Genomic DNA, 13,251 nt, shown 5'->3' with positions numbered 1-13,251 from the left:
CCGGGCGGGCGAGCCGGGGCATCCGTCCGGCCCGCCCGGCGCGCTCAGTGCTGGTGGGCGCCGGAGAGCTTGAACGCCAGCCGGCCGTGGGCGTAGCCGCCGCCGGCCCGGATGGCGGTGGCCACCCACGCCGCCTCGGCCAGTTCGCCCTCGGTCGCTCCGGTCTTCACCGCGTTCTGGCTGTGGGCGTCGATGCAGTAGACGCACTGGGTCGTGATGCTCACCGCCAGGGCGATCAGTTCGCGGTACTTCAACGGGATTTCCCGGCCCTCCGCCTGGAACACCGCGTTGTCGAACGCGGTGAAGGCGGTGAGGATGTCGGGCGTCTCCTTCTTGTAGACGGCAGTGTATTTGCGGTCCTCGGTGCGGTCGAAGTAGTCGGCCATGGTGTCCTTTCGTGGAGGGGTCAGGGGATGGTCGTGAGGGCGGTGGCCATGGCGAGCACGGCGTCACCCAGGATCGGGCGCGGCATGGCGAAGACGAGACGCACGAAACCCTCGTATCCGACGCCGCAGAGCGCGCCGTCGGTGAGGGTCACGCCGGCTCGTTCGCGGAAGAAGTCGGCCGGCTTCTCGTCGATTCCGAGCCCGCGCACGTCGAGCCAGGCGAGATAGGTGGCCTCGGGAACGGCGTAGCCGACCCCGGGCAGGTGCTCGTCGAGCAGGTCACGCAGCAGGCGGCGGGTGCCGTCGAGGTAGTCGACCACGTCGCCCAGCCACTCGCGGCCGTGCCGGTAGGCGGCGGTCGAGGCGATGACTCCGGGGGTGGCGGCGCCGTGCTGCACCGCGAATCCGAATCGGCGGTACCGCTCCTGGTCGGCGTCGTTCGAGGTGATCAGCTGCGCCGCCTTGAGGCCGGGGATGTTCCAGGCCTTCGACGCACTGGTGCCCGTGATCGTGTGCCCGGCGGTGGTCTCGGAGAGCGAGGCGTAGGGGATGTGGCGGCGTCCGTCGTAGCGCAGCGGGGCGTGGATCTCGTCGGCGAACACGCGTCCGCCGTTGCGGTCGACGACGGCGGCGATCGCCTCGAGTTCGGCGCGGTCGAGCACGGTGCCGGTGGGGTTCTGCGGGTTGCAGAGCAGGAGGGTGTCCGCTCCCGCGCGGAACGCGGCGTCGATGCCGTCGAGATCGTGTCGCCAGCGCCCGCCCTCGATCACCCCCGGCACCTCGAACACCTCCCGCCCGAGGGTCGGCGGATAGGTGAGGAACGGCATGTACGCCGGTGTCGGCACGATGACGCCCGATCCGGGGCGCGAATACTCGGTGACGGCCACGCCGAGTGCGGCCATCACGTCGGAGACCGGATGCACGCGCTCCGGGTCGATCTCCCAGCCGAACTCGTCGGAGTGCCACTCGGCGGTCGCCTCACCGAGCTCCCGCGCTGTGCCGGGTGACAGGTAGCCGATCACGCCGTCGTCGATCGCGCGATGGAGGGCATCCGTCACGGCCGGAGCGGTGCCGAAATCCATCTCGGCCACCCAGGCGCCGATCGTGCCCGGGTGCAGGCTCCACTTGCGGCTGCTCGGCACGTCGAGTTCGGCGGCGGAGATCGAGTCGAAGCGGTGCATGGTCTTTGCATCATCGCCCGTCGGACGGATCGGGAGGCGTGCATGACAAAATGCGTCCGGCATCCGCTCTCCCCCCTTTGCCGCTGCCCTGCCCTGGCCTGCCGGTGCGGGTGCCGCAGAACCGGTAGAGTGCTCGGAGTAGACCCCTCGAAGAAGGAGCATTCGACGTGACGAGTGTTGTTGTTCACGAATCCCCCCGTCGGGAGCTGCCGAAGGCGGCCAAGGGCGGCGTGTTCGTGCTCTTCTGGATCATCGCGATCGTGCTCTGGATCATCGCTCCCACCATCTCCGACCCGCGCTGGGGAGCCTTCGTCGTCGACACGGGCATCGTCTTGGCCTCGGTGGGTTTCGCGGCACCGGGCATCACCTGGACGAAGCCGTTCCGCAACACGCTGATCGCCGGTGCCATCGCGATCCTGCTGTTCCTCTGGGCCGACCTGAACGACGTGCAGGTCGTCGTCTACTTCCTGCGGATGTTCGTGCCCTTCGCGGCGCTGCTCACGTCGGTCTACACGCTGGTCGGCAAGGTCAAGGTCTGGTACTAGACCGCGCTGCGCGAGCTCTGACCTAGTCATCGTCCTGACGAGTCGGGTGCCGTAGCAGTCTTTTTCGCACGCCTCAGGGCGTCATGCGTCGGGCGCGATCGGCCTTCGCCGGAGCATCCAGGTGATCCACACGGCTGGGCGCCCGTCGCGTCTCCCCCGCTCGCTCCAATGTCGGTAGCTCATGGTTGACTTATTCTCATGAACCAGTCGACCGTCGCCTTCACCCCGGCACCCGCCGCCGTGCCGGGCGAGCGCGGTTCGCAGATCGACCCTGGTGAGGGCGCGCACGAACTGGCCACTCCGAGCGAGCCGTTCGGTCGCACCCGGACCTCCGCCAGTCTGGGTGAACTGGGTGCCCGCTTCGATGCGGTCGTGCGTGGCATCACGGCGGAAGACGCGGTGGTCGCCGCGTCCGACGCGCGCCGCGCCCGTCTCCTCGCCGAGGCCGCGTCCCTCACCGACCGGATGGCGCGACTGGACGGATCCGCGGGCACCGCGACCGGGCGGGAATGGGCGCGGCGGAAACTCACGACCGAGATCGCCTGCGCCACCCACCGGTCCGAGCGCGCGGTCACCCTGCTGATCGATGACAGCGAGAACCTCGTCGACCACCTCCCCGCAACCCTCACCGCCCTGGAGACCGGCCGGATCTCCTACCGGCACGCCCAGGCGATGGTCGCCCACGCCCGCACCCTCCCCGAACCCGCCCGCGCCACCTTCGAACAACACGTCCTCCCCCACGCCGAAGCGTTACCCGCGCACCAGTTCGAAGACCGGGCCCGCCGCCACCGCGAACACACCCACCCCGACACCATCACCATTCGCTCGAAGACGGCCCGGGACGAACGCTACGTCGCGTTCCACCCCGACCCCGACGGCATGGCCACCCTGCACCACCACCTCCCCGCCGTCGACGCCATCGCGATCGACGACCTCATCGACCGCATCGCCCGCACCGACCGCACCACCCGCAGCACTGACAACACCGACCCCGGCACCACGAACAGCCAGAACACACGCACACACGCACAACGCCGCTGCGACGCCCTCACCGACCTCATCCTCGGCCGCCGCGACCGACCCCGCATCACCCCCACCATCCTCATCACCGCCCCCGCCACCACCATCGCCGGCACCACCGGCACCACCGACACCCCCGGCACCCTGCACGGCTACGGCCCCATCGACCCCGACACCACCCGCACCATCGCCGCCACCGCCCCCACCTTCCTCCGCGCCCTCCTCCACCCCGAAACCGGCGAACCGGTCACCATCACCCGACACCGGCACCGCCCCACCGCCGGACCCGTACCACCCCAGCCCGCCGGCACCACGCCCGCAGGCCCGATCAGCCCGGCCACGACGCTCCCCACCCCCGCCACGCTCGACACTCCAGCCACGCTCGACAGCCCGGCCGCGCTCACCGACGCCGAAACCGGTGAAACCGGTGAAACCGGTGAAACCGATGAAACCGGTGAAACCGGCGAAACCACCATCGTGGCGCGGGCGGCTCCGACCGCTCCCTCAGGCCGCGACCGGTACACCCCCTCCCCCATCCTCCGCACCGCCCTCACCCTCCTCGATGAGACCTGCCGATTCCCCGGCTGCGGCCGCCGCGCCAACCGCTGCGAACTCGACCACACCACCGCCTGGGCCGACGGCGGCACCACCACCCCCGACAACCTCGCCCACCTCTGCCCCCGCCACCACCACCTCAAACACGAGGGCAACTGGAAAGTCACCCAAGACCGACACGGCACAAGACGCCTCACCTGGACCAGCCCCCGCGGCGCCACCTACACCACCACCCCCGACCCACCACCACCGCACACCGCACGATGACCGAACTCCCATGACGCCAAGCACCTCGTACTTGCCTACCTCAGGCTCGGACGCAGTGGCCTGCACCCGTGCGCCCCGGAATCATCCGGCCACCTGTCGCGCGCAGCGCCGACCCGCGAACGCGAGGGGCGGGGCTGCGGCGTCAGGGTCTGGTAGCTCCGGTGTGGCGGGCGTTTACGGGCAGAGCTGCCAGACCCTGACGCCGCAGCCCCACCCCGACCCGACCGGAGCCGACCCGACCCGACCCGAGCCCCACTCATCCCACCCACGACCGACCGCAACAAGGGTCTAGCCCCCGCAGCGACAGAGGCATAGTGTGCGTGGCATGACGAATCAGGATGACCAACCGTCCATCGACGAGGTAGAGCTTCCCGAGTCCGGAGAAGCCACCTTCTGGCGCGATGGAGTCCAGCACACCATCCGTGCCGACGGCTCGGAAGACGACGAACCCACCTACACCCTCCATGCCGAAGAGGCCTTGATCGCCCACATCAGCCGCCGCGAGGGCAAGTGGATCGGCGCGACCGTCGAACCGTCACGCCAGGTGGTGTCCGACTCCGACTGGCGTCAGGTCGTCATCGACGTGACCGACTGAGTTCGCCCGGGGCTGCGCCTGCGTGGTTCTCCGCAGAATGAGGGATCGCCCCAACTGAATTGAGGGATGGCCCCGATGCCGCCGGACCGGTGACCGCGCGAGAGTCGGATCGGCGACGACCTCCGCCGCCTCACCACCGATGCCGAGGAGAGCACCATGACCATCACCGAAGACCGCACCGCCATCCGCCCCTTCACCGTCGACGTGGAGGCGTCCGAGCTCGACGATCTGAAACGCCGGGTGCGTGCGGTCAGGCTGCCCGAACGGGAGACCGTCGACGACGCCTCCCAGGGCGTGCAGCGGCAGGTCGTCGACGACCTGATCCGCTACTGGGCCGACGAGCACGACTGGCGGAAGGTGCAGGACCGCCTGAACGCACTGCCGCAGTTCGTCACGGAGATCGACGGCGTCGACATCCATTTTCTCCACGTACGGTCGGCGCACGACGACGCGCTGCCGATGATCGTCACACACGGCTGGCCGGGCTCTGTGATCGAGCAGCTGAAGATCGTCGGGCCTCTCACCGATCCCACCGCGCACGGCGCGAGCGCATCCGACGCCTTCCACCTCGTCATCCCGTCCCTGCCCGGTCACGGATTCTCGGGCAAGCCGGAGAAACCCGGCTGGGACCCGGTCCACATCGCCCGGGCCTGGGCGGAGCTCATGCACCGACTCGGCTACGACCGCTACGTCGCCCAGGGCGGCGACTGGGGCAACGCCGTCACCGAGCAGCTGGCCTTGCAGACGCCGCCCGGCCTGATCGGCATCCACACCAACATGCCCGCGACCGTGCCCGATGCCATCCAGGCCGCACTCGACGCCCGTGAGCCACCTCCCACCGACCTCACCGCCGAGGAACGCAGCGCCTGGGATCAACTGGCCACCTTCTACTCCCACGGTCTGGGCTACGCCCAGGAGATGGGCAACCGTCCGCAGACCCTCTACGCCCTCGCCGACTCGCCCGTGGGACTGGCGGCGTGGATGCTCGATCACGACGCCGCGAGCTACGCGCTGATCGCCCGGGTGTTCGCGGGCGCAACCGAGGGCCTGACGCGCGACGACATCCTCGACAACGTGACGCTTTACTGGCTCACGAACACGGCGGTCTCGTCGGCGAGGCTCTACTGGGAGAGCAAGCTCGCGTTCTTCGCCCCGAAGGGAGTGACGCTCCCGGTGGCGGTCAGCGTCTTCCCCGACGAGATCTATGCCGCACCGCGCAGCTGGGCGACGGAGGCCTACCCGAATCTCATCCACTTCAACCGGCTCGACCGCGGCGGCCACTTCGCCGCCTGGGAGCAGCCCGAACTGTTCTCGCAGGAGATGCGCGCCGGATTCCGGTCGCTGCGATGAGCGGGATCGTGCGCACGCTCGCCCATCGCCTGTCGGGCGACGCCCGAGCGCTCCCCGACGAGGGACGCCTGCCCTCCTTCGACCGGGCCACGGGGTGGCTGAACTCCCCACCGCTGACCCCGGCAGGCCTCCGGGGCCGGGTGGTGCTGGTCGACTTCTGGACGTACACCTGCGTCAACTGGCTGCGCACACTCCCCTTCCTCCGGGCCTGGCACGAGAAGTACGCGGCGGCGGGGCTCACCGTGGTGGGCGTGCACACACCGGAATTCGGCTTCGAGGGCGACATCGACAATGTCACCGAACACGCCCGAGCCCTCGGCGTGGAGTTCCCGATCGCGGTCGACACCGCGTACGGGGTGTGGGATGAATTCGCGAACCACTACTGGCCGGCCGTCTATCTCGCCGACGCGGAGGGGCGCATCCGGTTCCACCATTTCGGCGAGGGCGAATACGCCATGACCGAGATGGCCATCCAGCAACTGCTCGTGGAGGCCGGCGCGAAGAACGTCGACCTCGGCCTGGTGGCTCCCGAGGCGGCCGGGCTCGAGGTCGCCGCCGACTGGTCTTCCGTCCGCTCGCCGGAGACCTACCTCGGCTACGGGCAGAGCAGCGGCTTCGCCTCCGAGAACCCCGCCCGGTACGATCGGCCGCACGTCTACACCGGGCACGAACGGCTCGCGCTCAATTCCTGGGACCTGACCGGCGACTGGACGGTCGCCCGGCACGCCGCCATCCTCAACGAGTCCGGTGGACGGATCGCGTTCGCCTTCCACGCCCGCGACGTCAACCTGGTGATGGCGCCCGACGCCGAGGGCGCGGCCGTTCCGTTCCGGGTGTCGCTCGACGGTCGACCCCTGGACCACGCGGGTGGCAGCGACGTGGACGATGCGGGCCGCGGTGTGCTCGACAGCCCGAACACCTACCAGCTGATCCGGCAGCACGAGCCGATCGTCGACCGGGTGTTCGAGATCGAGTTCCTCGAGCGCGGAGCCGAGGCCTACTGCTTCACCTTCGGATGATCGTGCAGGTCGCGCCCGGACTCACACGACCCCGTGCCGCAACGCGAACGCGGTGGCCTCGCTGCGCCGCGCCACGCCGATCTTGCGGTAGAGGCCGGTGATGTGCCGCTCGACCGTGCGGTCGCTCAACCACATGACGCCGGCGATCTCCTTGTTGCTGAGCCCCTGGGCGAGCAGGCCCAGCACCTCGAGTTCCCGGCGCGAGAGCGTCACGAGGTCACGGGCGGTCGCGGAGGCCGAATCCGTGCCCGCTCCCTCCGTGGTGTGCGGCAGCGCGGATGCGTGCCCCGGCGATCGCGACCGATGCGCGGGATCGGTCCCGGTCTCGGTCACGACCCTCGACGCCTCGTGCACGCGGCGCGCGATCTCGGCGAGCGAGGGCTCGACGTCGTCGACCAGCGACCGCAGCAACCGGTTCTGCTGCGCCAGCGCCTCCTCCGCGACCGCCCGGGCGGCGTGCTCACGGGCGAGCCGGCGGGCCGCGTGGATGGCGATGGCCGCTTGACTGGCCGCGACGCGCAACTGATGCGTCTCCAGCTCGGTCGGGAAATCGGCCCGCGCCGCTGAGACCACCACCAGAGCGGTGCCCCAGGGGAGGGAGAGCGGAAGGCTTGCGACGCGCACCGTGCCGGCCCCGCTCCCCGCGGCCGGAGCCGAGTCCCAGGCGAAGACCGATGCCGAGGCCGCACTCGTCGTCAGCGCCGACGCCGGGGTGCGTTCCGCCTCGCGCATCACCTTCAGCTCGCTCGGCACGGCCGGACCCGACGGGCGCCAGGTCTCGAGCGCGCGGCCCCCGGGATCCTCGAACCGAGCGTACCCGCCGTCGAGATCCAGCACCCCGAAGAGCACGCTGAGCAGTCCCTCCGCGATCTCCGGCGGCTCGTGGTCGACCCAGAGCGCCGGCAACGCGAGCAGTGCGCCCACGTCGCGCAACCAGCGCCCCGTGTCCGACGCCGAACGGTCGGGCTCGGCCGCAGCAGCGCGTGACTCTCGGTCCATGCCGACCTCGACGTGTGCGATCAGCCTTGCGCCGGTTCGGTGCCGGGCCGGTCGTGAGCTGCCATCCGCTTCTCGATTCACGAATTCGGACTGTCGCGGGCATCGACGAGTCCGATTCGAGCAGAGTAGCCCACGGCCATCCGACGACACAACGGCGATCGGATCGGGCCGCCGGGAGCAACATGTCAACAGGTTGTACGCTAGGGCCGGGGCTTTCGACGGCCGCAGGAAGCAGAGCACGTGGAAGAGGTGGTCACGCCGACGGGGCAGCGGATGATCCGCGCCCTTCCGAAGGCGGAGGTTCATGTGCACCTGGAGGGAGCCATCGATCTCGCCGACCTGTTCGAGCAGGCGAGGGCGACCGAGCAGGTCGCTCCGGGGGTGCGAGCATGACCGATCCGGCCGAAATACTGCGGCGCGGCGTTCTCGCCATCGCCCGCGAGGTGAGCACCACCGGCGGCGCTCTGCCGGGCGAACACGAATTGGCGCGGCGACTCGATGCCAACCGGCCCCAGGTGCGCCGCGTGCTGGCCCAGCTCGAGCAGCAGGGCATCGTGCGGCGGCACCAGGGTGCGGCCACGACCGTCGATCCGATCGCGTTGCAGATGACCGTGCGGCTCGAAGATCAGCTGGAACACCGCGAGCTGCTCGACCGGCTCGGCTACGAACCCGGCGTCGAGCTGCTCGGCCAGGAGCGGATCGAGCTCACCTCCCCCCTCACCGAGGTGCTCGCGGCGCCCGCGCCCGCCCCGGCGATCCTCGCGAGGAAGCGATGGACCGCCGATGGCCGACCCGCCATGCTCGCCGAGAACGTGCTGCTGCTGCCGGCCGGTCCCGACACGACGGGCGGGCCCGACGCCGCGACGGGCTCCGACCCGATCGACGCCGGGCGCTCCATCTTCCCGCTCGTGGAGGAGCTCTGGCACGAGCCCGTGGTCTGGGAGGTCGCGACACCCGGCGTCGAGAACGTGGCCGAACCCCATGCCACGCTGCTCGGTCTCGCGCCCGGCGCGGCCTGCATGACCTTCACCATCGTCGGCGTGCTGCGCTCGGGGCGGCGGGTGTTCCACGCCTTCGAGCGCCACAACCCGGCCATCGTGCAGTACTCGGTCGTACGGAGGTTTCCCGAACCATGGACCTGATCGACAACCGCGGCCTGATCGACGGCATCACCCTCTGGGACGGGCGCTCCGAGCGCGGCATCGTCTCGCTGCGCTGGAACGGCGGCACCATCGAGGGGCTCGAGGGCGCGGCATCCGATCGCCACTCCGGTCTCTCGGTCATTCCGGGCCTCGTCGACACGCACGTGCACTTCGATACCGAGATCGCCGACGACGGCCGCCCGCAGGATGCCGCCTGGCCGATCGTGACCCCAGATGCGGAGAAGGCGATGCACGTCGCCGGAAATGCTCTGCGCTTCGCCGCACACGGCGTCACCACGATGCGCGACCTCGCGTCGTCGCCGGTGCAGATCGCGGTCGCTCGGGCCTTCGAGCAGGGCGTGATCGCCGGGCCGCGGCTGCTCGCCTACGGACCGGTCGGCATGACGGCCGGTCACGGCGACCTCTTCACCCCGCCCGCCCTGCGCGACCGTCCGCCGGTGGCCGACGGCGTCGACGAATGCCGCAAGCTCGTGCGGCAGTGGGCGCGCGCCGGGGCCGACGGCATCAAGATCTACACCTCGGGCGGCATCCTCTCCACCGGCGACAAGGTGGGCTGGCGCAACCACACGCGCGCCGAGACCGAGGCGATCCTCGATGAAGCGCATGCGCTGGGCCTGCGCGTGGCGGCGCACGCGCACAGCACCGAAGGTTTCGACATCGCCCTGGCGGTGGGCGTCGACTCGATCGAACACGGCACCGGAATCACCACCGAGCACCACGGCGAGCTGCTGCGCCGCCGACTGCCCGTCGCGCCCACGGTGATCGTGCACGACGCGATCCTCGCCGGCACCGACCCGCGCCGGGCCGCGGCCCGGGAGAAGGCCAGAGTCACATTGGCCCGGCGCGACCCGGCGTTCCGCGCCGCGGCCGAGGCCGGCGTGCGGTTCGTTCTCGGCACGGATGCCAACGGTCACCTCGTGCGCTACGGCGGCCAGCTCGACGAATTGCGGCGGATGCGCGACCTCTTCGGCTGGACCGCCGAACGCACCCTGGTCTCGGGCACCTCCGACGCGGCCGACGCCGTGGGTCTCGGCGACATCGTCGGCACCCTCGCGCCGGGCTACGGCGCCGACTTCGTGGTGGTGCGCGGGCGGCCGTGGCGCGACCTCGACAACCTCACGAGCGACCGGATCGTCGCGGTCGTCGCGCGGGGCCGCCTGCTCGCCGGCGCGCTCCCCCGCGGCTGACCCGCGCGCGCCCGCGAGTCCGCGCCCGCTCGTCCGCGCGTTTTGACAGTACTCGGGCGCGGCATTTCACCAAAACCCGCGGATGAGCGCGCTGCCGTCAGCTCGTCTTCTCGCCCACGTCGCGGCCCACGGCGAACTCGGGCGGCTCGGTGCCGTTGAGGGCGTGGTCGCCGAGCAGGCGCGCCTTGAACGGGTAGGGGTTGTGCGACGCGAGCGCGCGGGCGTTGCGCCAATGGCGGTCGAGGCCAGCCGCGGCGTCGAGCGAGGAGGCGCCGAGCACGTCGAGCAGATGCGCCGTGGTGGTGAGGGCGAGCTCCGAGATCACAACCTGGGCCGAGCTCACGGCGAGTTCGACGTCGATGAACTGCCGGTCGATCTCCTCGTCCGTGGCCGCGGGATCGCCCCAGGTCGCCCAAGCCGCTTCGAGCCGGCGGCCGATCCCGTCGACGATGAGCGACGACGCATCCGAGGCGGCCCGGGCGCGCCCGAGCTGCTCCTGCACCACGGCGTCGTGCCGCGGCAGCTCGCCCGTGCCGGTGAAGTACACCCGCCGCTTGGCGCGCAGGATGTCGGTGAGCTCGCGCGTCGCCGCTTCGATCACACCGCTGAGCGCCGCGAGCAGCACGGCCTGGTGCAGGCCCGAACCGCCGCGTGTCGGGCCGCCGGCCGCGAAACGCCGCACCTCGTCTGGCTGCACCACGACGTCCTCGAAGAGCGTCGTGCTGGTGGCCGTGAGGCGCTGGCCGAAGCCGTTCCAGTCGTCGAGCAGGGTGACGCCCTCGCGATCGACGGGCACCACCGGCACGACCGGCACACCCTCCTCGTCGACCGCACCCACCGGGATCCACTGGGCATACGCGTTGCCCGTCCCGTAGATCTTGCGCCCATTCAGTCGGTACGACCCGTCGGATGCCCGACGCAGCACGGTCGACACCTGGCCGATCGCGGAGCCGTGCGGCTCGGTCGTGCCACTGCCGAACAGGTCACCCGCCGCCACCCGGTCGAGCCAGACGGCGTTCACCTCGTCGCCCGGTGCACGCAGCAGCAGCTCGACCTGGAAGAAGTGCTGCCGCAGCGCCTGAGGGAGGTTCGAATCGGCGGCACCGAGTTCGCGCAGAAGCACGATGAGCTGCCGGACCGACGCTCCGTGCCCGCCGAGTTCGACGGGCAGGCGGAGCGCCCCGAAGCCCGCTTCGCGGAGGGCGGCGACCTCGGCGTGCAGCAGCGTTCGCGTGCGCTCACGTTCGGCCGAGCCGCTTGCGATGGACTCGAAGAGCGGCTGGAACCGAGCGAGCAGCTCGGCGTCGGTGGGCCCGGAGGCGGGCCCGGAGGTCAGGGTCGTGGTGGTGCTCATGCTCGCTCCTCGATGGGGTGGTGAGCGTCGACCGGCGATGCGTCGACGCGCGGTGTGTCGACGACGGGTGCGTCGGCGTTCACGGGAAGCCCGGCAGCCCGGCGTTGGGCGAACTCGGCGCGGATGCGCCGGGCGGGATGCCGCTCGGGCAGGTACGGGCCCGAACCCGTCACCTTCTCGCGCGCCGTTCCCGGCTCGTATTCGGCGCGCATCGTGCCGCGCTCCACGAGCAGGGGGCGCACCTGGTCGACGAAGTCCTCGAACGATCCCGGCGAGACCAGGTATTGCAGGTTGAGGCCGTCGATGCCGGCGTCCTGCCAGGCGTCGATCTCGTCGGCCACCTGCTCGGGCGTACCGACGACGTGCCGGTTGGCCGCCCAGCGCACCAGCGTCTCGAAGGTCCAGGAGACATCCGGAGCCCCGGACAGCACCTGCTTCGCCAGCGGGCCCGGCGATCCGTCGTTCAGGATGTCGGCGACGGTGGAGGAGAGTTCGTAGCGCGACAGGTCCTCCTGCCAGAATCCGGAGAGCTTCACCAGGATCGACTCGAGCGACTGGATGTCGCGCAGTTCGGCATCCAGTCGCCGCGCCTCCTGCTCGGTGCTGCCCACCACGACGCCGAGCCCACCGAGGATCTTGACGTCGCTCGCGGCCCGGCCGGCCGCCACGGCGGCGGCGCGCAAGGTGCGGATGCTCGCCGGTGCGCCCTCGCGCCCGCCCGAGGTGAAGAGCACCTCGGCGTGCTTGCCGGCGAACTCGATGCCGGTTCCGGATGCCGCCGCGTTGAACAGGAACGGCGTGCGCTGCGGCGACGGCTCGGTGAGGTGCGGGCCCGGCACGTCGTAGTAGGGCCCGACGTGGTCGACCGTGTGCACCTTGCTCGGATCGGTGTAGATGCCGCGCTCCCGGTCGGCGATCACGGCGTCGTCGTCCCAGCTCGCCTCCCAGAGCTTGTAGGCGGCCGTGACGTAGTCCTCGGCGCGGCCGTAGCGCTCCTCGTGGCTGGGCAGGCCCGAGTGCCCGAGGTTGCGGCCGGCTCCCGGCAGGAAGCTGGTAACGATGTTCCAGGCGATCCGCCCGCCGCTCAGGTGGTCGAGCGTCGAGATCTTGCGGGCGAAAGTGTAAGGCGGCTCCTGCAGGATGTTCTCGGTGAGCGCGAAGGACAGGTCCGTGGTCTCGTGCGCGAGGATCGGGATGAGCACGGCGGGGTCGTTCACGGGCGTCTGCATGCCCGTGGCGATCGCCGCGTCCCGGTTGCCGCCGTACAGGTCGTAGGGAGCCAGCACGTCGGCGAAGAACAGGAAGTCGAACCTCCCCCGTTCGAGCAGTTTCGCGAGATCGATCCAGTATCCCGTCGTGTTCAACTCGGTCTGGCGGCTGTCGGGCCGGCGCCAGGCGCCGTGGTCGTGGTGCGAGAGCACGAACTCGTTGAAGGCGCTGAAGATCAGCGGCGGACGCTTCGTCATGCGCGCACCCCCGCCGACTCGGCAGGCGCGGCGGAGGGACGGAGCATTGGTCGGGCCTCTCTGGAATGTGGGAGTGCCGGATGTCGGCGGTGCAACTTGTCAACAAGTCACACTGTACGAAGCTCCGCGCTCCCGTCCTCCTCTGTTGCCCTCTATTACGCACG

General features: G+C 70.5%; 13 protein-coding genes. 8 read left to right on the top strand and 5 right to left on the bottom strand.

Features of this window, described 5'->3' with window-relative positions:
• Nucleotides 1–44: 44 nt before the first annotated feature.
• Both BLW00_RS14795 and BLW00_RS14790 read right to left on the bottom strand, forming a co-directional pair.
• Nucleotides 45–386 (bottom strand): carboxymuconolactone decarboxylase family protein, encoded by a 342-nt coding sequence (locus BLW00_RS14795; protein WP_092555476.1) that lies wholly within the window; start codon nucleotides 384–386, stop codon nucleotides 45–47.
• 20 nt (nucleotides 387–406) lie between these two features.
• The gene (locus BLW00_RS14790) at nucleotides 407–1,567 is read right to left on the bottom strand and encodes a MalY/PatB family protein (RefSeq protein ID WP_092555474.1); all 1,161 of its coding nucleotides are present in this window, start codon (nucleotides 1,565–1,567) and stop codon (nucleotides 407–409) included.
• A 167-nt stretch (nucleotides 1,568–1,734) separates the two neighbouring features.
• Here BLW00_RS14790 and BLW00_RS14785 point away from each other — a divergent pair, with 167 nt between their 5' ends.
• From BLW00_RS14785 to BLW00_RS14765, 5 genes are all read left to right on the top strand, one after another.
• Nucleotides 1,735–2,112 (top strand): hypothetical protein, encoded by a 378-nt coding sequence (locus tag BLW00_RS14785; RefSeq protein WP_139256725.1) that lies wholly within the window; start codon nucleotides 1,735–1,737, stop codon nucleotides 2,110–2,112.
• Nucleotides 2,113–2,310: 198 nt separating this feature from the next.
• A complete protein-coding gene (locus BLW00_RS24085) occupies nucleotides 2,311–3,954 on the top strand; it encodes an HNH endonuclease signature motif containing protein (protein WP_092555470.1) in 1,644 nt (547 codons plus the stop codon).
• Between the two features lie 325 nt (nucleotides 3,955–4,279).
• The gene (locus BLW00_RS14775) at nucleotides 4,280–4,549 is read left to right on the top strand and encodes a hypothetical protein (protein ID WP_092555468.1); all 270 of its coding nucleotides are present in this window, start codon (nucleotides 4,280–4,282) and stop codon (nucleotides 4,547–4,549) included.
• Between the two features lie 156 nt (nucleotides 4,550–4,705).
• Nucleotides 4,706–5,899, top strand: coding sequence for an epoxide hydrolase family protein (locus BLW00_RS14770; RefSeq protein WP_092555466.1), 1,194 nt, complete (start codon nucleotides 4,706–4,708; stop codon nucleotides 5,897–5,899).
• Nucleotides 5,896–6,918 (top strand): redoxin domain-containing protein, encoded by a 1,023-nt coding sequence (locus tag BLW00_RS14765; protein WP_092555464.1) that lies wholly within the window; start codon nucleotides 5,896–5,898, stop codon nucleotides 6,916–6,918. Before BLW00_RS14770 ends, BLW00_RS14765 begins: the two co-directional genes overlap by 4 nt.
• 21 nt (nucleotides 6,919–6,939) lie before the next feature.
• On the opposite strand, the gene BLW00_RS14760 is transcribed toward BLW00_RS14765, so the two are convergent.
• The gene (locus BLW00_RS14760; protein ID WP_092555462.1) at nucleotides 6,940–7,917 is read right to left on the bottom strand and encodes a helix-turn-helix transcriptional regulator; all 978 of its coding nucleotides are present in this window, start codon (nucleotides 7,915–7,917) and stop codon (nucleotides 6,940–6,942) included.
• A gap of 240 nt (nucleotides 7,918–8,157) precedes the next feature.
• On the opposite strand from BLW00_RS14760, the gene BLW00_RS23495 reads away from it, so the two are divergent.
• Genes BLW00_RS23495 through BLW00_RS14750 form a run of 3 tightly spaced genes read left to right on the top strand, consistent with a single transcriptional unit; the run spans nucleotide 8,158 to nucleotide 10,267 of the window.
• The gene (locus tag BLW00_RS23495) at nucleotides 8,158–8,310 is read left to right on the top strand and encodes a hypothetical protein (RefSeq protein WP_175494293.1); all 153 of its coding nucleotides are present in this window, start codon (nucleotides 8,158–8,160) and stop codon (nucleotides 8,308–8,310) included.
• Nucleotides 8,307–9,059, top strand: coding sequence for a GntR family transcriptional regulator (locus BLW00_RS14755; protein WP_092555460.1), 753 nt, complete (start codon nucleotides 8,307–8,309; stop codon nucleotides 9,057–9,059). The genes BLW00_RS23495 and BLW00_RS14755 overlap by 4 nt, the downstream gene beginning before the upstream one ends.
• Nucleotides 9,050–10,267, top strand: coding sequence for an amidohydrolase family protein (locus BLW00_RS14750; RefSeq protein WP_092555458.1), 1,218 nt, complete (start codon nucleotides 9,050–9,052; stop codon nucleotides 10,265–10,267). The genes BLW00_RS14755 and BLW00_RS14750 overlap by 10 nt, the downstream gene beginning before the upstream one ends.
• A 97-nt stretch (nucleotides 10,268–10,364) precedes the next feature.
• Here the strand turns inward: BLW00_RS14750 and BLW00_RS14745 are convergent, their stop codons facing one another.
• Complete coding sequence (locus tag BLW00_RS14745; RefSeq protein WP_092555456.1) at nucleotides 10,365–11,621, bottom strand: acyl-CoA dehydrogenase family protein; 1,257 nt, start codon at nucleotides 11,619–11,621, stop codon at nucleotides 10,365–10,367.
• Nucleotides 11,618–13,087: an NtaA/DmoA family FMN-dependent monooxygenase gene (locus tag BLW00_RS14740; protein ID WP_092555454.1), complete on the bottom strand. Its 1,470-nt coding sequence runs from the start codon at nucleotides 13,085–13,087 to the stop codon at nucleotides 11,618–11,620. Before BLW00_RS14740 ends, BLW00_RS14745 begins: the two co-directional genes overlap by 4 nt.
• Between the last annotated feature and the right edge of the window lie 164 nt (nucleotides 13,088–13,251).

This window comes from Herbiconiux ginsengi, assembly GCF_900107435.1.
GTDB classification, from domain to species: domain Bacteria; phylum Actinomycetota; class Actinomycetes; order Actinomycetales; family Microbacteriaceae; genus Herbiconiux; species Herbiconiux ginsengi.
Note: the sequence above shows the minus strand (reverse complement) of the source record. Positions and strands in the feature narration are given on the sequence as shown.

Coding starts and splice junctions, on each gene's coding strand:
- BLW00_RS14795 (WP_092555476.1), bottom strand. CDS start 386: ATGGCCGACTACTTCGACCGCACCGAGGACCGCAAATACACTGCCGTC.
- BLW00_RS14790 (WP_092555474.1), bottom strand. CDS start 1,567: ATGCACCGCTTCGACTCGATCTCCGCCGCCGAACTCGACGTGCCGAGC.
- BLW00_RS24085 (WP_092555470.1), top strand. CDS start 2,311: ATGAACCAGTCGACCGTCGCCTTCACCCCGGCACCCGCCGCCGTGCCG.
- BLW00_RS14775 (WP_092555468.1), top strand. CDS start 4,280: ATGACGAATCAGGATGACCAACCGTCCATCGACGAGGTAGAGCTTCCC.
- BLW00_RS14770 (WP_092555466.1), top strand. CDS start 4,706: ATGACCATCACCGAAGACCGCACCGCCATCCGCCCCTTCACCGTCGAC.
- BLW00_RS14765 (WP_092555464.1), top strand. CDS start 5,896: ATGAGCGGGATCGTGCGCACGCTCGCCCATCGCCTGTCGGGCGACGCC.
- BLW00_RS14760 (WP_092555462.1), bottom strand. CDS start 7,917: ATGGACCGAGAGTCACGCGCTGCTGCGGCCGAGCCCGACCGTTCGGCG.
- BLW00_RS14755 (WP_092555460.1), top strand. CDS start 8,307: ATGACCGATCCGGCCGAAATACTGCGGCGCGGCGTTCTCGCCATCGCC.
- BLW00_RS14750 (WP_092555458.1), top strand. CDS start 9,050: ATGGACCTGATCGACAACCGCGGCCTGATCGACGGCATCACCCTCTGG.
- BLW00_RS14745 (WP_092555456.1), bottom strand. CDS start 11,621: ATGAGCACCACCACGACCCTGACCTCCGGGCCCGCCTCCGGGCCCACC.
- BLW00_RS14740 (WP_092555454.1), bottom strand. CDS start 13,087: ATGACGAAGCGTCCGCCGCTGATCTTCAGCGCCTTCAACGAGTTCGTG.